This is a genomic window from Halobaculum sp. D14, assembly GCF_051195135.1.
Lineage (GTDB): Archaea > Halobacteriota > Halobacteria > Halobacteriales > Haloferacaceae > JBNTKA01.
Window position 1 is genome coordinate 881,725 of record NZ_JBNTKA010000002.1, and the last position, 20,285, is coordinate 902,009.

Sequence of the window (20,285 nt, forward strand, 5' to 3'; positions counted from 1 at the left end):
ATATCGAGAAACTTGGCGCGGAATTAGCAGGGCAGCGTGGCGGCAGCGTCCGGTGTCCTGTCTCCGCTCGCTGATGGTCGTCCGCGTGCAGCCACGCGACGGCCACCTATTTATGTGAACGTGCCGAAACGTCCGGCGGTAGATGCCCTCCGTTCAGCCCTTCATCGACCGGCTCCCGCCCGTGTGGCGATACGCTGCCGTCGGCGGCGTGGTCGGCGCCGCGCTGACCGTCGCGCAGAACTGGCAGTGGTGGGCCAGTTCCGACTTCTCCGCCGACATGGTCGTGGTCGGCGGGGTCGTCGCCGGCTACCTCGCGAAGCGAAGCGCGGCCGACGTGAACGCCGACCGCGCGGGGTTCCTCGCCGGCCTCGTCGCGGGCGTCCCCGGCTACGTCTGGCTGTTCCCGGCGCTGCTGGAGGCCGCTGCGAGCTTCGCCGGCGGCGGCGTGGCGCTGGCGGTCACCGCCGCGTTCTTCCTGCCGTTCAGCGTCGCCGTCCTCGCCATCACGGCCACGGCCGGACTGCTCGGCAGCATGGTCGGCGGCTGGCTCGCCGGGAAACTCGGCGCTCGCCGGGACGTCGCTGCGGGGAACTGACGGCGTTCCGCGGCGTCGACGCCGGCTTCGGCCTCGAACTCGACGCGGCCGCGTCGCGGGTCGCCGGCGGCGCCGCTCCGGTCGCGGGACCGCACGGTTTTAGCCGCTCGACCGTCCACGTCACAGTATGACCGCGCCGGACCCCGCAGACCTCTCCGTGACCATCGTCGACGGCTACGTCGACGAGCCGGCGCACTTCGGCGTCCCGCCGTACATCTCGACGTATCCGCGGTTCACGGCGGGCGCCATCGTCGACGCCGGCGTCCCGGAGTCGCAGGTGACGTACCACACCATCGACGAACTCCGCGACGACCGGCGGAAGTGGGGCGACGTCGCCGACGCCGACCTCGTGGTGTACGTCGGCGGCATGACCGTCCCCGGGAAGTACGTCGGCGGCACGCCGGCCGAACCCGACGAGGTGCGCGAACTCGCGTGGACCGCCGACGGCGTCACGCTGCTCGGCGGCCCCGTCCGGTTCGGCGTCGGCGACGAGAACGCCGGCGCACAGGAGATGGAGCGCGACGACCTCGACTACGACTTCGTGTCGATGGGCGACGTCGAAGCCGCCGCGCACGACCTCATCGAGAGCGGCCTCGAAGGCTTCGGGAACCGCATCCGCGACTACGACGAGGTGGCGCGCTGGAGCGGCATGGGCGCGTTCGTCGTCGAACAGCACCCGAACCACCCGGACTACCTCATCGCGGAACTGGAGACGTCACGCGGCTGCGCGTACCGCTGTTCGTTCTGCACGGAGCCGCTGTACGGCGACCCGGACTTCCGGACCGCGCCCGACGTCGTCTCCGAGGTCGACGCGCTCTCTGACTACGGCGTGAAGCACTTCCGGCTCGGCCGGCAGGCCGACATCCTCGCGTTCGGCGGCGACGGCGAGGCGCCGAACCCGGACGCGCTCCGACAGCTGTACGGCGGCATCCGCGACGTCGCGCCGGGGCTGGAGACGCTCCACCTCGACAACATGAACCCCGTGACCATCACGGACTACCCGGAGGCGTCGAAGGAGGCCATCCGGGTCATCGCCGAGCACAACACGCCCGGCGACACCGCCGCGTTCGGCCTCGAATCCGCCGACCCGGAGGTCCGCGAGCAGAACAACCTCCTCGTGAGCGCCGAAGAGTGCCTGGAGGCCGTCCGCGTCGTCAACGAGGCCGCCGGGTGGCGCCCCGGCGAGTCCCGCGGCGACGCGCCGACGTTCGGCGACGACGCCGCCCGCCGCCTCCCGAAACTGCTCCCCGGCATCAACCTCGTCCACGGACTGGAGGGCGAAACCGAGGCGACGTTCGAGCACAACAAGCAGTTCCTGCAGGACGTCCTCGACGAGGGGCTGTTGGTCCGCCGCGTCAACATCCGGCAGGTGATGGCGTTCGAGGGCACCGAGATGGCGGACACCGGCGCCGAACTCGCCCGCGACCACAAAAAGCAGTTCCAGCGGTACAAACGCGAGGTGCGCGAGCAGTTCGACCGGCCGATGCTGGAGCGCGTCATGCCGCCCGGCACCGTCCTCCCCGACGTCCACCTCGAATACCACGAGGACGGCACGACGTTCGGCCGCCAGCTCGGCACCTACCCGATTCTCGTCGGCATCCCGGGCGAGCGCGAACTCGGCCGCAGCGTCGACGTCGCCGTCGTCGACTGGGGCTACCGCTCGGTGACGGCCGTCCCGTACCCGCTCGACGTGAACGGCGCGTCGATGACCGAACTCGCGGCCATCCCGGGCGTCGGCGACAGCACCGCCGGCGACCTCGTCGTGAACCGGCCGTACGCCGACGCGCAGGAGGCCTCCGCCGTCGCCGACGTGGACCTCTCCCGGTTCGCCGAAACCGACATCCCCGGCGTCGACGACGCCGTCGAATCGTCGGGCCGCGCCGACTGAGATGCACGTCGACCAGTTCTCCGTCCCCGTCGACACGCGCGCGCCGACCGGGCAGACGAACGCGTACGTCGTCGTCGGCCCCGCCGCCGACCGGGACAGACACTCGGCCGCCGGCGACGCCGACAGCGCCGCGGAGACGGAGACGCTGCTCGTCGACCCGGCGGCGCGGACCGACACGCTCGACACCGTCGTCCGCGAGAAGGGCGTCGACCACGTCGCCGTCACCCACGCCCACCCGGACCACGTCGGCGCCGTCGCCGACTACGCCCGCGAGTCCGGCGCCACGGTGTGGGCGCGCCGCGGCCGCGAGGACCGCTTCCGCGACGCCGCCGGCGTCGCCCCCGACCGGACGTTCGCGGAAGGCGACCGGGTCGGCCCGGCGACGGTACTGGACACGCCGGGGCACGCCCCGGACCACGTCTGTTTCGCCGTCGCGAACCGAATCCTCTGCGGCGACGTCGCCGTCGCGGACGGCAGCGTCGCGGTCGCCGCGCCGGAGGGCCGCCTGCGCGCCTACCTGACCGCGCTCCGCCGACTCCACGCCCGCAACCCCGCCGCGCTGTACCCGGGCCACGGGCCGCGCATCGACGACGCGCAGGTGACGTGCGCCCGGCTCATCCGGCACCGCCTCGACCGCGAAGCGTCCGTGCTCGACGCCGTCCGCGCCGGCGCGACGGACCCGGACGCCGTCGTCGACGCCGCCTACGACGCGGACCTCACGGGCGTCCGCGACCTCGCGCGCGCCACCGCCGTCGCGCACATCGAGAAACTCGCGTGGGACGGCCTGGTGGAGTGGGACGCGGCCGCCGAGCGCGTCACGCCGCGCTGAGCGCCTGCGCCGTTCGGGTCGCGCTCGCCGTCGCTACCTGATCTCCGACAGCGGCACGAACGCGTCGGCGTCCGCGGAGAGCCAGTGGGTCATGAGGACGTGCTCGTCGACGTCGGACGGGTGGACGGTGCAGCGGTCCGGCTCGCCGTCGTGTCTCACCAGCGTCGCACGCAGCCCGGAGGGCGCGGCGAACCGCGGGTCGGCGGTGCGAAGCCGCTCGTCCGAATCAGCGTCGGAGTCGGTGGAAGCCGACATCGACTGTCGCTCGCCCCGCCGCCGCCTTAACCGTCGCTAAGACCAGTCCGGGCGGCTCCCCGGGACTATTGAGCCGTCCGGAGGCTCATGGACTGGCACGGCTGCGGGCGCGGCCCCGGTCCGCGCACCCGACGACGTTTTGGGCGCGGCAGCCCGACTCGGGGACGTGAAGCCACTCGAAGCGGAGCTCGACCGCGCCCGCGAGCTCGACGTCGACGCGCTCGCGGACGCCATCGAAACCATCGGCTTCGAGTGCACCCGCTGTGGCGCCTGCTGCAAGAGCGAATCCGGCTGCGGCGCCGACGACGCGGACGAAGAGCCGCACACGGCGACCGTGTTCCCCGACGAAGTCCGGACGCTCCAGTCCGCCGCCGACACCGACGACTACGACTGGCGGGACGTCGCCCGGCCGATGCCGTACGGGCTCACCGAAGGCCCGGACGGCCCGGAGGGCGAGACGTTCGAGTGGGCGCTCCAGACCGACGACTGCGGCGACTGCGTCTTCTACGAGGAGGGCGACGACGACTACTCCGGGGCCTGCGCGGTCCACGAGGACCGGCCGCTCATCTGTCAGACCTACCCGTTCAGCGTCGACCTCGGCGGCACCAGTCAGCCGATGGGCGAGGCGGTCGACGAGGAAGGGATGGTTCGCGCGCACGAGTGCGAAGGCCTCGGCCGCGACATCGACCGGGCGGACGCCGTCGACCTCGCCGAGGCCCTGAAGGCCCGCGCCGTCCGCGAACTCGAAGAGGCGATTTCGGTCCGCGACGCCTTCGAACCGGTCGAAACCGACACCGGAGAGGTCGTCGTCCACGACTCGGAGGGCGCGAAGCGCCCCGACGGAACGCCCGTCGACGACTGAACTCTCGGCCGGCCGTACCGCCGGCCCCGCGCCGCCGAACTCGGCGGTAGGTATTTGTCACCGCAGTCGGACGAACCGTGTGGAGGTCTATATACCGTGGAAATCTCGGACGAACTCCTCTGTCTGTTCAGCGCTGAAGTCCGCGAAGACGGGGACCGATACGTGGTGGAGGTGCCGCGCCGCGAGGTCGAAACAGGGAGCGTCGACGCCGGCGACGTCTACCGGGTCGCGCTCATCTCCCGCTCCGCCGCGGAGGACGGCGCCGAATCATCCGACGAACGCGTCAGCGACGGCCCGCAGCCGCCGGTCGAACCCGGCGAGGTCCGCTACGTCGAAATCGAGGACATCGGCAAGCAGGGTGACGGTATCGCCCGCGTCGAGCGCGGCTACGTCATCATCGTCCCCGGCGCCGAAATCGACGAGCGCGTGAAAATCGAGATTACCGAAGTCAAGTCGAACTTCGCCGTCGGCGAAATCATCGACGAGGACGTCTAGGCCGGGCGCCCCCGGCATCGACGTCCTCGCCTGCACCGCGCCGGTGAGCGGTGCGCGGGGCTCGTCGGTACGGACCCGTCGGTGCCGGGCGGTTCGAGTCGCGAAACGGACAGCGGTGTCGCGGCGGCCCGCTACACTTCGGCCGTCCAGTACGACACCGAGGAGAACCGGCCGCCGACCGGGTTGTCGACGATGGCCTGGTCGGCCGACCAGATCGGGTCGGCGACCGCGTTCGGCACTTTCCGGTAGAAGCCGTACGGGAGCAGGAAGTCGTGGCTGTGCTCGCGGAGGTGGAGGCCGGCGTCCTCCACGAGGCGTTCGACGCCGCTGCGGGAGTAGAGCCGCGACCCCATCGGGAGCGCCCAGTTGTAGAGGACGCGGAGCGACGCGTCGTCGAACGTGTCGAAGAACACGGTCCGCTTGGAGACGCGCGCCATCTCCGCGAGGAACTTCGCGGGGGTGTCGGCGAGGTGGAAAAAGCGCATCGCGAACACCGCGTCGAAGTGGTCGTCGGGGAACGGAAGCCGGGCGGCGTCGCCGCGCATGAACTCGATGTTGTCGGCGACGTCGGCCTGCCTGGCCTTCCGGCGGCCCTGTTCGAGCATCGCGTTCGAGATGTCGAGGCCGACGATGTCCGCGCCGCGCTCGGCGAGCATCACGGTGAACCGACCGGTCCCGCAGGCGATTTCGAGCACGCGCTCGCCGTCCACCGGCCCGATGGCGTCGAGAACCGCCTCTTTCTCCCGGCGGTCGATGAGCCGTCCGCCCTTCGAGAACCGCTTGGCGTCGTACTCCTCGGCCACCGAGTCGGCCTGGTACCACTCCTGCCCTTTCACGCTATCACGGCGTCCTCGCCGGAGTGGTAAAACCGCACCGATTGCGTCGCTCGGTCTGCGACGACGCGGCCGTCGTAGCCCCTGCGCCCGAAGATAACTGCTGAACGACACTTCCCATCGACTCGCGACGGACAGCACCGCTGACCCCCGTGGTGCGGCCGCGGTTCGACCCGAACGACCCATATAAGTGAGTATAAGGAGTATGGACGGTTTGAACCCGTATTGAGATAACCTTTACCACAGGGTGGCGATACTGACGGAGTATGAGCACCAGTGCAGCAGACCCGGAGGCAGCCGACCCCCTTTCAGAGACGGAGTACCGCGACCGCCTGCGCGACCTCCCGCCGAGCGCGAAACTCGTCGCGAAAGTCCTCGAAGGCGACGCCCCGCTCTCGCAGGGCCAGCTCGCCGAGGAGTCGCTGCTCCCCGACCGGACGGTCCGCTACGCCCTGAACCGCCTCGAAGAGTGCGACCTCGTCGGCTCGCGCTACTCGTTCAAGGACGCCCGCAAGCAGGTCTACTTCCTGAACACGTAACCGGCGTCGCCGCCCGTCGACGCCCACGGCTGGTCCCTCCGCGACGGAACCGCGGCTCGACGCCGCGCCCGTCTGTTCTCGGTTCGGTTCCGAATCCAATCCACCCATTTAAGTCTCGGAGTCGCTACCGTTGGGTATGGAGTTCACGGTGGTCGTCCCGACCCTGAACGGCCGGGACAGGCTCGCGGCGAGCCTCGACTCGCTCGCCGCGCACGCGCCCGACGCGGAGGTGGTCGTCGTCAACGGCCCCTCCGCCGACGGCACCACCGGGATGGTCAGGGAGCGAGACGACGTCGACGTCCTCGTCGAGATTTCGGCGCGGAACGTCAACGTCGCGCGGAACGCCGGCGTCGACGTCGCCGGCAACGACGTCCTCGCGTTCGTCGGCTACGACCACCGCGTCGAGGAGGGGTGGCTGGACGCCGCCCGCGACGAACTCGCCGCCGGCGCCGACGTCGTCACCGGGCCGCTGCGGCAGACCGTCCGCGGCGGCGCCACCACCGAGGAGCCGGAACGCCGCCGCATCGCCGACCGCGACGTCACCTACTTCACCGGCCGCAACGTCGTGTTCCGGCGGCGCGTCGTCGACCGGCTCGACGGCTTCGACGAGTACCTCGAGACGGGCGGCGCCCGCGACGCCGCCCACCGGCTCGCCGCGATGGACGTCGACGTGACGTGGGCCGCCGACGTCGCGGTCAGACGCGACGCGGACGCGCAGGCGGACGGCGGCCGCGACGACACCGACCTCCGCTGGAAGTACCGCTCGCTCGCCTACCGCCTCGCGAAGAACTACGGCGCCCGCCCGACCGTATTCCGTCGGCTACTCGCGCACGCAGGCGGCGGCGCGGCCGACGAACTGCGGGCGGTCCTGACCGGCGACACGACGCCGACGTCGTGGGTCGGCGCCGGCCGCGACGTCGTCGCCGGACTGGCGACCGGCCTCTCCGACGGACTGGTCGCGCGCGCCAAGGATCGGTCGACGACGCGGAACCCCCACGGCGTCTCCGACCGCGCCGACCGCGCCGTCGCGAAGTACGACCGACGGTAAGCCGGCCGCTGCGCCGCTGTTCCTCCGGGTACCCTCGTCGAGCTCGTCCGTCGCTGCGTTTCCGAGCCGCTGCTCGGCCGAGTCGCTACTCGTCGGCGCCGGGGGCGAGCCCCGGGAAGACGCGGGACGGGTTCGCGGAGAACGCTCGGCTCATCAGGTCCTCGGGGACGTCGAGCGTCAGCAGCTCCATGACGCCGACGTCGGGGTGGGTGTCGGGGGCGCCCGACCCGAACAGGACGCGGTCCGGGTGTTCGAGCAGCCCCTGTTCGAGCACGTCGCGGTACCGGACGAACGACGTGTCGAGGTACAGGTCGTCGTAGTCGTCGAGCAGCGCGAGCGCGTCCGTCATCAGGTCGCGGTTCAGCGGGTAGCCGCCGAAGCTGCTGAGCACAACCGGGAAGCCGTACTCCAGCACCGTGTCGGCGGCGGCGGCCGGCGGGAACGACTCGCCGGCGTGGACCAGCAGCGGCGCGCCGGCGTCGTCGACCTGCTCCAGGACGGCTTCGGTCGGCAGGCCGTCCATGCCGGGGTCGAGCACGAAGCCGTGGAACCGGTCGTCGTAGGCGTACTGCTCGACGTCCCCCGGCTCGGTGTGGTGGCTCGCGGGGGACGCCGTGAGGTTCCGGAGCCGAGAGACCGGGGTGTCGCCGGGGTCGCGCGGCCCGTTCAGCCGCGCCACCGCGCAGAACGGCCGGTCGACGGAGAGGCGGGCGACGGCGTTGTTCGCGCGGAGGTAGCCTTCGCCGGCGGGACGCGGCCCCGGCGAGACGGCCGCCCGGACCACGCCGGCCTGATGCATCTCCCGCTGGAGCCGCTCGGGCGACACCTCCCGGCCGCGTGCCGCCACGGCGCCCTCGTCGGGGTCGAGTCGAGCGTGGACGTCGACGACCCGGAACTCGTGCTCCAGTTCCAGCATTCGTCTTCTGTGTGGATGTGGGGTGTCTTAGATGTTGCAGAAAGCGCCGTGGCCGTCGCGGTCCGCCCCACGCCGTTTATTGTGGCCGACGCCGTACCGTCTGGTATGCCCGCCACGAAGGAAGTCAAGTGCACCAGCGACGACTGCGAACTCGACATGTTCGAGAACCACTACACCTACGACATCGCCGACGACCACTCCGTCTCGGACCTGTCGTGTCCGCTCTGCGGCGGGACGGACTGCCTCGAAGAGATCGAGCTATGAGCCAGCGCGGCGTCGACGTGGCCGGCCTGAGAGCCGTCGGCGAGTCGGCGGTCAGCGCCGTCCTCGACCGCGTCGGCCGCGGCGTCTCCGCGGTCCAAGAGCGGACGCCGCTCCCGTACGACGTCCTTGAGTCCGACGACGCGTACCTCGTCGTGTTCGACGCGCCCGGCGCGACGAGCAGCGACGTCCAGGTCCGGTTCCGCGACGGCGCCGTCGAGGTGCGCGTCGACCGGTTCCGCGACCCGCACGACGGCTTCGAGATGCGGTTCCCCGGCCGCGGGCTCTCGCTCGACGGCCGCGCGGAACTCCCGCCGGGCGCCGCCGTCGACCCGGGCGGCGCCGCTTCGACGCTCACCGGACGCGGCACGCTCCGCGTCAGACTCCCGAAAACCGAGGCGGACCGCGAACACGCCGTCGAAATCACCGACGTCGACGCGGACGCCGAGACGGCGGATGCGGCCGCGGACGCAGACGCTGACGCCGAGACGACCGGCGCGGACGAGGAGACGCTGGAGGAAGATGACCCGGACGAAGACGGAGATGACCGCGGACGCGGCGCGGGCGCGGGAAGCGCGGACCGCTAGTCCGTCGCCTCTCGCCGCTCTTCGACGACCATCCCTTCTCGAATCTCGAACTCCCGGTCGCCGTCGAACCGGGTCGGGTCGAACGACGCCGGACCGTCGCGTTCGCCGAGCACCTGCTCGGCGACGAGTTCGCCGGTCGCCGGCGCGCGCATGAAGCCGTGGCCCTGCCAGCCGGCGGCAACGTAGACGCCGTCGGCGACGGCGCCGACCAGCGGGTCGCCGTCCGGAGTCGCGGTACAGAGGCCGGCCCAGGCGCGCTCCGGGGCGGCGTCGTAGTCGGCGCGGTGCCGCAGGACCTCGCGGGTGTCCGCGACGAACCAGTCGTCGCCGTCGCGGTCCCAGTCGTCCGGGTCGGCCTCCTCGGGCACGGTGCCGTCGCCGCCGAGCAGGCCGTCGGGGTGCGGCCGGAAGTAGACGCCGGCGGTGGCGTCGTAGCACATCGGGCCGTCGTAGCCGTCGGCGCCGACGAGCGCCTGCACCCGGTACGGTTTCAGCGGGAGCGCGACGCCGGCCTCCCCGAGCAGCGCCGCGGTGTGCGCGCCGGCGGCGACGACGACGGCGTCGAACGGCCGCGTCGCGGCCGCGTCGCCGCCGCTGCCCGTCCCCGAAACCGTGACCGCCGGTGGCGACGTCGACACCGACACCGCCGCGTTCAAGCGGAGTTCGGCGCCGGCGTCGACCGCCTTCCGGGCGACCAGTTCGACGTAGCTCGCCGGGTCGGTCCAGCCGGCGTTCGACGCGACGGCCGCGGCGGCGACGTCGTCGGTGCGGAGCGCCGGGAACCGTCGGCCGAGTTCCGCGCCGGAGACGGTGTCGACGTCGCGGCCGTGCTGACGCATCCGGGCCGCCGCGGCGCCGATGGCCTCCGCGCGGGCGTCGTCGCCGTCGCGGGCGAGCATCACGTACGGGCACTCGCGGAGCCTGAAGCCGCCGTCCCCGGAGAACGACCGGAATCGCTCCATCGACCGCGCGCCGAGTTCGGCGTCGACGTCCTCGGCGTAGGCGTCGTACAGCACGCCGGCGGCCCGGCCGGACGACGCGGCAGCGACGCGGTCGCCGCGCTCGAACACGGTGACGTCGGCGCCGCGTGCCGCGAGGTCGTAGGCGGCGGTGACGCCGACCGCGCCGGCGCCGACGACCGCGACCCGTTCGGGGCTCACCGGTGGGGCTCCGGCATGAGCGCGTCGAACGGCCGGGACGCCAGCCAGTCGACGAGCGCGTCGAGTTCGTCGGTCGCCTGCTCGTACAGCCTCCTGCCCTTCTCGGCGTCGCCGCGCGTCGGCTCGCCGACCGCGCCGGACTCGGAGAAGTCCGCGGTGTCGAAGCCGACCGACGCCCCGTGGACGCGCTTCCCCCACGACTCGGCGGCGCCGGCCTCCGCGTCCGCCAGTTTCGCCTCCCGGACGAGGTCGGCGGCGACGTACGACACCATGCTGGTCTCCATCGCGTCCGCGTGCCCGATGCCGGACTGGTCGAACAGCTCCTCGTCGAGGCCGCCGAGGCTCGACCACCAGTCCCACGGCGCGACGAACGCGACCCGCTCGCCGCGGATGCGACGCGCGGCGCGCTGGAGCGCGTCGGTGTTCCCGCCGTGGCCGTTACACACCACCAGTTTCCGGACGCCGTGGGACGCGACCGACGCCAGAATCTCGCCGACGTAGTCCTCGAACGTCTCCGGTTCGGCCCACAGCGTCCCGTCGAACTGGCGGTGGTGCGCCGACACGCCGACCGGCACCGTCGGCAGCACCACGACGTCGTCGCGGTCGACGCCGCGCGCCACCGCCTCCGCCGCGATGAAGTCCGTGCCGAGCGGGAGCGCCGGGCCGTGCTGCTCCACCGACCCCGTCGGCAGGACGGCGACCTCGACGTCGTCGTCGAACAGGTCGCCCACTTCCGCCGTCGTCTGCTCGTGCAGGAGTCGCATACGTCGTGTTCGCGCCGCCGAGCCCTTAGCCGATTGGGTCCCAGCACACCGAACGTGGGCACTCCTCAGAAACGGATTCGTCGCGCTCGCCCGCCGCCTCCGTCTGAATAAGCGCGTCTGGAACCGAGTCGCGGCCGCGGTCGGCGTCGCAGTGGCGGTCGGCGTTGCCGTCGCGGTCGGCGTCGCAGTGGCGGTCGGCGTCGCAGTTCCAGTCGCGGTCGACGTCAGCGCGCCGCCGCGTCGGTCAGCGGAACGTCTCGACGCCGGCGGCCGGGTAGCCGACGACGGTGTCGACGCCGACGTCCCTCAGGGCGGCGACGCGGTCGCCGACCGTGTCGGGGTCGCCGACGAGCGCGTAGTCGCGCACCGCCTTCGAGAGCACGTCGCGGGCGCGGCCCTCGGCCGACGAGTCGGTCGCGGCGCCGTCGGGCAGCGCCTCCCGCACCGGCTTCCGTCGGGCGGCGTAGTCGCCGACCGCGTCGAGCACGTCGTCCTCGTCGTCGGTCGGGACCGTCGGCGCGTACACCGCGATTCGGCCGTCGTAGCCCGCCGCGCGGAGGCCGCGGACGTCGCGTTCGGTGGTCCGCGAGAGCAGTTCGTACTGGACGCCGCCGGCGGCGAGCGCGAGCCGCTCGACGCCCTCGGTGCCGACCCACGGCTCACCGTCAGGGTCGTCGTCGGCGACGGCGTCCATCGCGTCGCCGAGCCGCGGCGCGACCGCGCGGCGCCGCTCCGTCTCGCTCAGGTACGCCGGGTGGCCGGCGACGAGCACGCGCCCGACCGACGCCGGGACCCGTCGGCTCAGCGAGTCGTCGCCGCGCGGGTCGAAGCCGTCGGCGCGCACCGGAGTCGCCAGCCGGACGTCGCGGTCGGCTGCCAGCTCCGCCAGCAGGTCGAACGACGGCAGCTCGTCGCGGCCCTCGTAGTCGACGCAGACGAGGCCGAACGGCAGGTCGGCGGCGACCGACACGTCACACTCGGTCGGCTTCAGCGCCACGCCGTCCAGCCCGGTCCGGGCGGCGACGCTCCCCTCCGGCGCCCGGCGTTCGACGGCTCCCGCCGCGTCGTCGGCCGCGTCGACCCGGCTGTCGCCGTGGCCGTCGGCGTCGTCGCGCGCGGCGTCGCTGTCGGCGTCGGTCTCGGCTCTGGTCGTCGCGTCGGCGTCGTCGGCGTCGGTGAGTGCAGTCATCGGTGGGGAACGTCGTCGCTGGCGGTGATGGAAGTCGATTCGGAGCGGTCGCTGAACGCAGAACGGGTTTCAGTGCGGTCGCGGAACGCGACCAATCGCCTGTGCGGCCATACACGTCGAAAGCGGCCAGTCCCGGATAAGCGTGGTGCTCCCGTCAGAATCGACTCGTTCGGCGGCTACACCGGGTAGTCGGCGTCGGGGTCGACGACGCGGTCCGGCTCCGCCGGCGCCTCCCAGTCCGTCGTGAGTTCGAGAAGCTGCACCAGCATCCGACCGGTCGCGCCCCAGACGGTGTAGCCGTCGACGTGGAAGAAGTGGAGTCGGACCGCGCCGTGGTGCGGGTGGTCGCGGCGCTCGGACTCGTAGTTCGACAGGTCGGTGAGGTCCGCCACCGACAGCACCGCGATCTCCGCGACTTCCGCGTCCGACGGCTCGTACTCACGGTCCGGAACGGTCCCGACGAACGGCGTCACGACGTACTCCGAGACGGTCGGCAGGTCGTCGAGCCGGCCGACGACCGACGCCTCGGCGGGCCGCAGCCCGATTTCCTCCTCGGCCTCCCGGAGCGCCGTCGCCTCCAGGCTGTCGTCGACGGACTCCGCGCCGCCGCCCGGGAAGCTCATCTGCCCCGGGTGGTTCCCGAGGTGGTCCGCGCGCTTCGTGAACAGGATGTGCGGTTCGCCGTCCCGCTCCAGGACCGGTGCGAGCACGGCTGCGCGCCGCTCGGCGTCCGCGACCGTCACCGGCGCGTGGTCGCTGACCCCGGCGAGGTTCATGTCGGCAGTCGGCGCGGACCGGCCTTCAACTGTGCGGTCCGCGCCAATCGTGGCCGCGGTCGTCGCTGCGCTGCCCCGTGCCGCCGTCCGCGCCACCGCACCGCCGGCTCTCGTGACCGCCCCACGTCACTGTCGCTCGCTCGGATACGGGTCAGTCGTCGACGTCGTCGGCGTCGGCGCGGGCGGCCGCGGCGACCTCCGCGGGCGTCAGGTCCGTCTCCGACCAGGCTGGGAGCCGGTCGTCGTCGCCGGGCGGCGCGATGGCGTCGGCGTACGTCTCCACCTGGTCGCGCTCGCCGGCGCGGTCGAACTCCAGGCCGTTGAACGCGGCGTCCGTCGCGTACGACCGGATGAACGACGCCGCGGTTTCTCGGTAGCGCGCCGGCAGCGTGTCGTACGCCGGGTCGACGCCGCGCTCCTCTACGGCGCGCAGCAGCGCCGCCCCGACCGACCGGCTCATGTCCGAGAGCCCGGTCGGCCCGGAGACCGCGCGGTGGTCGTGCTCGTAGCTCCCGAGGTCGACCTGCGCGGCGCCGTCGAAGCCGACCGCCTCGAAGGCGTCCGCGAGCGTCCCGACCTCCAGCCCCCACGTCGGCTGGACGCGCAGCGACGCCACCACGTCGCTCGTCGCGGCGAACTCGCCGGCGAGCGCGTACCGGAACGCGCCGAGGAACTCCAACAGCGGCTCGTCGTGGGCGTCGCGGAGCGCCCTGACAAGCGGCGCGTAAAACAGCCTGAACAGCCGGCCGTACAGCCGGTCGTTCTCGACGCGGGCGTAGTACCCCTTCGAGAACGAGAAGTCGTGCGCCAGCGGGAACAGGAGCCGCTGGACGTACCGCCGCGAGTACGAGGTCGTGTCGGCGTCGTGCAGCACGACGAACTCCTCGTCGAGCGCGCGGCCGAGCGCGAGCCAGACGTCGCGGCCCTTCCCGCGCTCGCCGGAGATTCCGGCCTCCGCGAGCAGATCGGCGACGCGCGGGCCGTCACACCACAGCACTTCGAGCGTCAGGTCGAAGCCGTCGAGCCACTCGCGGAACGCCGGGACGCGTTCGGCGGACGCCCGCAGCGGCACGACGACGCGCGCCGGGTTCAGCGCCTCCAGTTCCGAGAGCACCTGCTCGGCGGCGAGGCCCGCGTACTCGCGCTCCGTCATCGGTACGACCACGGCCGCGCGGTCCGTCGGCGCCGACGGCGCCGCGTCGCCGAGGTCGTGGAGCGTCGTCACGCGCTCTTGGACGTACTCCATCACCTCCCGGTCGGGGCCTCCCCGGTAAATAATCGGGTGCTCGACGGCGACGCCCCGAGATAAACTGCGAGAAACTCCCCGGGAGTTCCACGACCCATAAGTACTGAACGAACGTTCAGTCGATAGATACTGTTCAGTATGACCAGCCAGGCACACACGACGCGGGGACGATGAGCCGGTTCGACGCGGTCGTTTCCGCCATCACAGACCACAGCCGAGCGGCCATCGCGGTCATGCTCGTCCTCACGATAGCCATCGGGGCGGGCGCGCCGATGGTCGAGCGGTCCTCCTCGCTCGACCAGTTCCAGACCGACTCGGTCGAGTCGCAGAAACTCGACTACATCGAGGCGAACTTCTCCACCGGCGCGGCGAACACGACGTCCGCGCAGATAATCATCCGCGACGAGAACGTCCTCGACAAGGAGTCGCTGCTCGAGAGCCTCAGATACCAGCGGGCGCTCCGGCAGAACCAGACCGTCAGCGAGACGCTGACGAACGAGACGCCGACCGTCGGCGTCGCCAACATCCTCGCGACAGCGGCGATCACGCAGGAGGCGGGTCGCGACCTGCAGACGACTGCCGCGAAGGTCCAGCGGCTCAACGCCACCGTGACGGCCGAGCGCGCCGCCATCCAGAACCGGAGCGACGCGCTCAACGCCACCGCCGAGGACCTCCGGGCGGCGCTGACGTACCTCCGGCAGAACCCGGACGCCAGCGTCCGCACGCAGTTCGACCAGGTGCGCGCGAACACGACGGTCACGCTCAACGAGTCGGACTACGCGACGTTCGAACGCGCGGCCGAACAGCTCAGAGGTGCCTCCACGCAGGCCGAAGCCGAGCAGGCGTACACGCTCGGCACGCGCGGCGTGCTCTCCGAGGAGTACGCCGCGGTGCAAGAGCGCGCCGCCGCGCTGCGCGAGAAGGTCGACCGGCTCCAGCGGCTCGCCGAGGAGCTCGAAGCCGACCGCGCCGCGTTCCGGAACGCCTCGGAGGCGACGCTCGCCGAGCAGATCGACCAGATACGGTCGATGAACGCCTCCGAGATCGACAGCACCATCACGGCCGTCCTCGGGTCCGGCGACGGCTCCGGCAGTTCCGCGGCCAGTTCGGCGGCGCTCGCGTTCATGCCGACGAGCTACGACCCCGGCGCGACCGAAGCGAACGCGACGATGCTGCTCGTCACGCAGGTGAGCGACGGCGGCGGCACCGGCGGTGCCTCCGCCTCCGAGGCGGTCACCGACGCGCAGCTCGCGATGCAGGACATCGCCCGCGACCGCGACACCGGCCACGAGTACATGGTGTTCGGCGCCGGCATCATCAGCCACGAGCTCACGTCGTCGATGACCGACAGCCTCCTCATCGTCGGGCCGCTCGCCGTCCTGTTCGTGCTCGTCGCGCTCGCTGTCGCCTACCGCGACCCGCTCGACATCATCCTCGGCCTGCTCGGCATCGGCGCCGTGCTGGTGTGGACGTTCGGGTTCATGGGCTGGACCGACATCGACTTCAACCAGATCTTCATCGCGGTCCCGGTGCTGCTCATCGGGCTCAGCATCGACTACGCCATCCACATCTTCATGCGGCACCGCGAGGAGCGCACCGCCGCCGAATCCGTCGAGGACGCACCGAGCGACCCGCGCGGCTCCATGCGGGTCGCGCTCGCCGGCGTCGGCATCGCGCTCGTCTGGGTGACGGCGACCACCGTCATCGGGTTCCTGTCGAACCTCACCAGCCCGGTGCCGCCGATTCGGGACTTCGGCGTCGTCAGCTCCGTCGGCATCGTCGCGGCGCTGCTCGTCTTCGGCGTCCTCGTCCCGGCGCTCAAGGTCGAACTCGACGAGTTCCTCGAAGCGCGCGGCGTCGACCGGACGCTGCAGGCGTTCGGCACCGGCGGCGGCGCGTTCTCGCGCGTCCTCCGCGTCGGCGCCGTCGGCGCGAAGAAGGCGCCGTACCTGGTGCTCATCGTCGCGGTGCTGCTCAGCGCCGGCGGCGCCTACGGCGCGACGCAGGTCGACACCTCGTTCAGCCAGTCGGACTTCCTCGCCGAGGACCCGCCGGGCTGGATGGAGGACCTCCCCGAGCCGTTCGCGCCCAGCGAGTACAGCGCCAAGCAGAACCTCGAGTACGTCAACGAGCACTTCATCCGGGAGGACTCACAGGCGCAGATCCTGATCGAGGGCGACGTGACCGCGCCCGGGATGCTCGAACGCATCGAGTCCGCCCACGACCTCGCCGCCGAAAAGCGCGTCACGCAGGAACTCCCGAACGGTGAACCGGACATCACGAGCCCGGTCAGCGTCATCAGGCAGGTGGCCGCGCAGAACGAGTCGTTCAACAGCACCGTCGCCGCCGCCGACACCGACGGAGACGGCATCCCCGACCGGAACCTCGAACGGGTCTACGACCGGCTGTACGAGGTCGCCCCCGAGCAGGCTGAAAGCGTCGTCTACCGGGACGACGGCGAGTACGTCGCCGCCCGCATGGTCATCTCCGTGGAGGGCGGCGCCTCCGGCGACGCCGTCACGACGCAGATGCGCGACGTCGCCGAGTCGCTCGAAGGCGACGACGTCACCGTCACCGCGACGGGCAGCGCCATCCTGAACCAGATCGTTCAGGACGAACTGCTCGAAACGGTCGTGAACAGCCTCATCATCACGCTGGTCGCGACGTTCCTGTTCTTGATGGTCGCCTACCGGCTCGCGAACGGCAGCGCGACCCTCGGCGCCGTGACGCTGCTCCCCGTCGCGTTCAGCGTCGCCTGGATTCTCGGGACGATGTACCTCATGGACATCCCGTTCAACGTCCTCACGGGGATGATCACGAGCCTCACGGTCGGGCTCGGCGTCGCCTACAGCATCCACCTCTCCGAGCGGTACACCCAGGAACTCGAACGCACCAGGGACGTCTGGACGGCGATGCACCGCGCGGTCACCGGCACCGGCGGCGCGCTGCTCGGCTCCGCCGCGACGACCGTCGGCGGCTTCGGCGTGCTCGTGTTCGCCATCCTCCCGCCGCTCCAGCAGTTCGGCGTCATCACCGGGCTGACCATCATCTACGCGTTCCTCGCGTCGGTGCTGGTCCTCCCGAGCCTCCTGGTCATCTGGACCCGATTCGCCGGCCCCGACTGGGCGGCCGAAGCCGTCGACAACGACGACGGCCCCGGCGGTTCCGGCGGCTCCGGCGGCGCTGACGAGGCAGGCGGCGACGCCGGCCCGGACGGCTCTGACGTCGCTGCCGAAGCCGTCGCGGCGCCGTCGACGGCCGACGCCATCGAACCCGACGCGCACACGGCTGAACCGGCGGCCGCCGAAGACGAGTTCGCCGAGGCGGACTTCGTGCCGGCGGCCGTCGTCGACGCCGACGCCCGGGTCGTCCGGGTCGTGGACCGCGAGTACGTCGCGCCCGGCGACGACGTGCAGGTGACGGTCCGCGCGAGCGGCGTCGCGGACCGCGTCGTCCTCCACGAGGAGTTCGACGGCGACGTCGCGCTCGACGAAGCGACCCCCGAACCGGTCGACGTGGTCGAACGCGACGGCGAACTGTACGTCGCCTGGGACGCCACGGACGGGGTCGCGCTCCAGTACGACGGGACGGTTCCCGCCGACGCCGACGACGGCGCGTCGTTCGGCTTCGACGGCGCGCTGATGGCCGCGGACGGCGACCGCCCGGTCGGCGGCGCCGACGCCGTCTCCGTCGTCGAAGACCTGTTCGAGCGGGTGCTCGCCGCCGGCACCGTCACGGACGACGACCTCCGTGACGCCCGCGAACGCTTCGAGGACGGCGCCATCAGCGACGCGCAGTTCGAGCGCATCCACCGCGCCTGGATCCGCGGCGACCAGCGCACCACCGACGAACTCCCCGCCGGCGACGACAACTGACCGGCTGGACGCGCCGCCGGCACACCCGCCCGCCGCACTCCCCGCTGCATTCGGCCCTCCCCGCAACGCAGTCCGACCCGGCCGCTGCCGAAACGTGGAATTATGCCCGATGCGCCCCAACGACCGGCAATGAATCGGCAGCAAATCCTCGCGCTCGTGCTGGTGGGGCTCATGCTGTTCTCGTCGTTCGCCTACGCGATTTCGGTGCTCTGACTCCATGACCCGGCCCACGGCGACGCGGCGGCGGCTGCTCCGGGCGGTCAGCGTCGGCGCCGCCGCGGGGCTCGCCGGCTGCGGCGGCGCGACCGCCCCGCGGCGAACCTCGGAGTCTCCCGGCGACGAACCCCCAAAATCCGGGACAGACGAACCGGGTGGCGGCCAGCCGGTGGAGACCGTCGGCCTCGACACCGTCGTGGACGGGCTCCGCGCGCCGCTCGCCGTCGCGTTCGCGCCGGACGCAGACCGTCGGTACGTCGCCGAACAGCACGGAATCATCCACACGCACGGCCCCGACGGCCGCCGCGACGAGCCGTTCTTGGACCTCCGGGACACCGTTATCGCCGGCGGCGAAACAGGGCTGCTCGGCGTCGCGCTCCACCCGTCGTTCGCCGACAACCGACGCGTGTTCGTCCGGTACAGCGCGCCGCGCCGGCCCGGCACGCCGTCGACGTACAGCCACACGTTCGTGCTCTCCGAGTTCCGCGCCACAGCCGACGGCCGCCGCGTCGTCCGCGACTCCGAGCGCACCGTCCTGGAGATTCCCGAACCGCAGTCCAACCACAACGCCGGCGACCTCGCGTTCGGCCCGGACAGTTTCCTCTACGTCCCCGTCGGCGCCGGCGGCGCCGGCGGCGACCGCGGCACCGGCCACGCCGACGACTGGTACGGCGGCGTCGACGGCGGCAACGGCCAGGACGTCACCGAGAACCTCCTCGGCAGCCTCCTCCGAATCGACGTCGACAGCCGCGACGACGGCCGACCGTACGGAGTCCCGGACGACAACCCGCTCGTCGGCCGCGACGGCCGCGACGAACACTACGCCTGGGGGTTCCGGAACCCGTGGCGCGTCTCGTTCGACGGCGACGACCTCTACGCCGCCGACGTTGGACAGAACCGCTACGAGGAGGTCAACCTCGTCGAGCGCGGCGGCAACTACGGCTGGAACGTCAGAGAAGGGACGCACTGCTACGGCGCCGACAGCTGCCCCGCCCGGACGCCGCCGAGCGTCCGCGGCGGCGAACCGCTCCGCGACCCCGTCGTCGAGTACCCGCACTCCGGCGGCGCCGTCAGCGGCGTCTCCGTCATCGGCGGCCACGTCTACCGCGGCGACGCCATCCCCGGACTCCGAGGCACCTACGTGTTCGGCGACCTCGACGCCGACGGCCGGCTCTTCGCCGCGACTCCTCCGGCCGACGGCGACGGTCTCTGGCCGACCCGCGTCGTCGACGTCGCCGACGAAGACGCCGCGAAACTCGGCCGCATCCTCTCGTTCGGCCGAGACGCCGCCGGCGAACTGTACGTCCTCGGGACCGGCACGAACGGCGGCGGCGTCCACCGGCTCGTCCCCGCCGACGGCGAGTGAGACGCTTCTCCTGGACGTTTCTCGCAGAGATATCTCTCGCTCACTTGCGTTCGCGAGAAGATAGTCCCGGGCGGATTCGAACCGCGAGGACTCGCATCCGCTCGCCCTCTGGGCGTCGAATCCGGCGGACTATCCGCTCCTCACGTTCGTTCGTCGCAGGATAGTCCCGGGCGGATTCGAACCGCGGTCGTTCCGCTGACGCGTCACTCCCTGCTTCGAATCCGCTGGGATATCTCTCGCTCCCTTGCGTTCGCGAGAAGATAGTCCCGGGCGGATTCGAACCGCCGTCGAAGGCTGTCTTCCGCGCCGGTCGGAGCCGGGCGCGTCCAAAGGCCCTCATGATTGGCCACTACACCACGGGACTGCGTCGCGTCTGTCGGTACTCGCTCGTCGCCCTAAGCCGTTCCGGAACCGCGCGGGCTACGCGCGGCGGATGTCGAAGCTGCCGCAGTCGGGGCACTGCTGGCGGTTCGCGTCGAACGTCGCCTCGCAGCGCTGACACTGGAAGGAGAGTGCGTCCTCGTCGTCTCGCCCGACGAGTCGCTTGAGCCGTCTGGTGACGTCCGACGCCATTGTGGATGGACC

The 20,285-nt window shown here is 71.8% G+C and carries 20 protein-coding genes and 1 tRNA gene; 11 read left to right on the forward strand and 10 right to left on the reverse strand.

Features of this window, described 5'->3' with window-relative positions:
* Positions 1–142: 142 nt before the first annotated feature.
* The 3 genes from ACQUST_RS10330 to ACQUST_RS10340 all read left to right on the forward strand — a co-directional run bounded on the left by ACQUST_RS10330 (position 143) and on the right by ACQUST_RS10340 (position 3,312).
* Entirely contained in the window at positions 143–595 is a 453-nt protein-coding gene (locus ACQUST_RS10330) for a DUF5518 domain-containing protein (protein ID WP_435127937.1), read from the forward strand.
* A gap of 127 nt (positions 596–722) precedes the next feature.
* Entirely contained in the window at positions 723–2,483 is a 1,761-nt protein-coding gene (locus ACQUST_RS10335; RefSeq protein WP_435127939.1) for a radical SAM protein, read from the forward strand.
* Position 2,484: 1 nt separating this feature from the next.
* The gene (locus tag ACQUST_RS10340) at positions 2,485–3,312 is read left to right on the forward strand and encodes an MBL fold metallo-hydrolase (protein WP_435127941.1); all 828 of its coding nucleotides are present in this window, start codon (positions 2,485–2,487) and stop codon (positions 3,310–3,312) included.
* A gap of 33 nt (positions 3,313–3,345) precedes the next feature.
* On the opposite strand, the gene ACQUST_RS10345 is transcribed toward ACQUST_RS10340, so the two are convergent.
* A complete protein-coding gene (locus ACQUST_RS10345) occupies positions 3,346–3,567 on the reverse strand; it encodes a DUF7511 domain-containing protein (protein ID WP_435127943.1) in 222 nt (73 codons plus the stop codon).
* A gap of 166 nt (positions 3,568–3,733) precedes the next feature.
* Between ACQUST_RS10345 and ACQUST_RS10350 the strand changes: the two genes are divergently transcribed.
* Complete coding sequence (locus ACQUST_RS10350) at positions 3,734–4,429, forward strand: YkgJ family cysteine cluster protein (RefSeq protein ID WP_435127944.1); 696 nt, start codon at positions 3,734–3,736, stop codon at positions 4,427–4,429.
* Between the two features lie 96 nt (positions 4,430–4,525).
* Entirely contained in the window at positions 4,526–4,924 is a 399-nt protein-coding gene (locus ACQUST_RS10355; protein WP_435127946.1) for a TRAM domain-containing protein, read from the forward strand.
* 131 nt (positions 4,925–5,055) lie between these two features.
* Here the strand turns inward: ACQUST_RS10355 and ACQUST_RS10360 are convergent, their stop codons facing one another.
* Positions 5,056–5,760 carry a class I SAM-dependent methyltransferase gene (locus tag ACQUST_RS10360; protein WP_435127948.1) on the reverse strand — a complete coding sequence of 235 codons (705 nt, stop codon included), beginning with the start codon at positions 5,758–5,760 and terminating at the stop codon, positions 5,056–5,058.
* 263 nt (positions 5,761–6,023) lie between these two features.
* Here ACQUST_RS10360 and ACQUST_RS10365 point away from each other — a divergent pair, with 263 nt between their 5' ends.
* Both ACQUST_RS10365 and ACQUST_RS10370 read left to right on the forward strand, forming a co-directional pair.
* On the forward strand, positions 6,024–6,296 hold the full coding sequence (locus ACQUST_RS10365) for a MarR family transcriptional regulator (protein WP_435127950.1): 273 nt from the start codon (positions 6,024–6,026) through the stop codon (positions 6,294–6,296).
* Between the two features lie 136 nt (positions 6,297–6,432).
* Positions 6,433–7,344: a glycosyltransferase family 2 protein gene (locus tag ACQUST_RS10370; protein WP_435127952.1), complete on the forward strand. Its 912-nt coding sequence runs from the start codon at positions 6,433–6,435 to the stop codon at positions 7,342–7,344.
* 85 nt (positions 7,345–7,429) lie between these two features.
* On the opposite strand, the gene ACQUST_RS10375 is transcribed toward ACQUST_RS10370, so the two are convergent.
* Entirely contained in the window at positions 7,430–8,260 is an 831-nt protein-coding gene (locus tag ACQUST_RS10375; protein ID WP_435127954.1) for an amidohydrolase family protein, read from the reverse strand.
* 105 nt (positions 8,261–8,365) lie between these two features.
* Between ACQUST_RS10375 and ACQUST_RS10380 the strand changes: the two genes are divergently transcribed.
* Entirely contained in the window at positions 8,366–8,524 is a 159-nt protein-coding gene (locus ACQUST_RS10380) for a DUF7559 family protein (RefSeq protein WP_435127956.1), read from the forward strand.
* Complete coding sequence (locus ACQUST_RS10385) at positions 8,521–9,108, forward strand: Hsp20/alpha crystallin family protein (protein WP_435127958.1); 588 nt, start codon at positions 8,521–8,523, stop codon at positions 9,106–9,108. The genes ACQUST_RS10380 and ACQUST_RS10385 overlap by 4 nt, the downstream gene beginning before the upstream one ends.
* Here ACQUST_RS10385 and ACQUST_RS10390 read toward each other — a convergent pair.
* From ACQUST_RS10390 to ACQUST_RS10410, 5 genes are all read right to left on the reverse strand, one after another.
* A complete protein-coding gene (locus tag ACQUST_RS10390) occupies positions 9,105–10,268 on the reverse strand; it encodes an NAD(P)/FAD-dependent oxidoreductase (RefSeq protein WP_435127960.1) in 1,164 nt (387 codons plus the stop codon). The two genes, ACQUST_RS10385 and ACQUST_RS10390, sit on opposite strands and share 4 nt — an antisense overlap.
* Complete coding sequence (locus ACQUST_RS10395) at positions 10,265–11,032, reverse strand: creatininase family protein (protein ID WP_435127962.1); 768 nt, start codon at positions 11,030–11,032, stop codon at positions 10,265–10,267. The genes ACQUST_RS10390 and ACQUST_RS10395 overlap by 4 nt, the downstream gene beginning before the upstream one ends.
* Before the next feature lie 244 nt (positions 11,033–11,276).
* Complete coding sequence (locus ACQUST_RS10400; protein ID WP_435127964.1) at positions 11,277–12,221, reverse strand: DUF7388 family protein; 945 nt, start codon at positions 12,219–12,221, stop codon at positions 11,277–11,279.
* 176 nt (positions 12,222–12,397) lie between these two features.
* On the reverse strand, positions 12,398–12,997 hold the full coding sequence (locus tag ACQUST_RS10405; RefSeq protein WP_435127966.1) for an NUDIX hydrolase: 600 nt from the start codon (positions 12,995–12,997) through the stop codon (positions 12,398–12,400).
* Positions 12,998–13,148: 151 nt separating this feature from the next.
* The gene (locus tag ACQUST_RS10410; protein ID WP_435127968.1) at positions 13,149–14,243 is read right to left on the reverse strand and encodes a glycosyl transferase family 2; all 1,095 of its coding nucleotides are present in this window, start codon (positions 14,241–14,243) and stop codon (positions 13,149–13,151) included.
* A gap of 170 nt (positions 14,244–14,413) precedes the next feature.
* Between ACQUST_RS10410 and ACQUST_RS10415 the strand changes: the two genes are divergently transcribed.
* A complete protein-coding gene (locus ACQUST_RS10415) occupies positions 14,414–18,118 on the forward strand; it encodes an MMPL family transporter (RefSeq protein ID WP_435127970.1) in 3,705 nt (1,234 codons plus the stop codon).
* Positions 18,119–18,335: 217 nt separating this feature from the next.
* On the forward strand, positions 18,336–19,700 hold the full coding sequence (locus ACQUST_RS10420) for a PQQ-dependent sugar dehydrogenase (protein WP_435127972.1): 1,365 nt from the start codon (positions 18,336–18,338) through the stop codon (positions 19,698–19,700).
* A gap of 261 nt (positions 19,701–19,961) precedes the next feature.
* On the opposite strand, the gene ACQUST_RS10425 is transcribed toward ACQUST_RS10420, so the two are convergent.
* Positions 19,962–20,064 (reverse strand) — tRNA-Gln (locus ACQUST_RS10425).
* Between the two features lie 56 nt (positions 20,065–20,120).
* Positions 20,121–20,273: a hypothetical protein gene (locus ACQUST_RS10430; RefSeq protein WP_435127974.1), complete on the reverse strand. Its 153-nt coding sequence runs from the start codon at positions 20,271–20,273 to the stop codon at positions 20,121–20,123.
* Positions 20,274–20,285 lie beyond the last annotated feature (12 nt).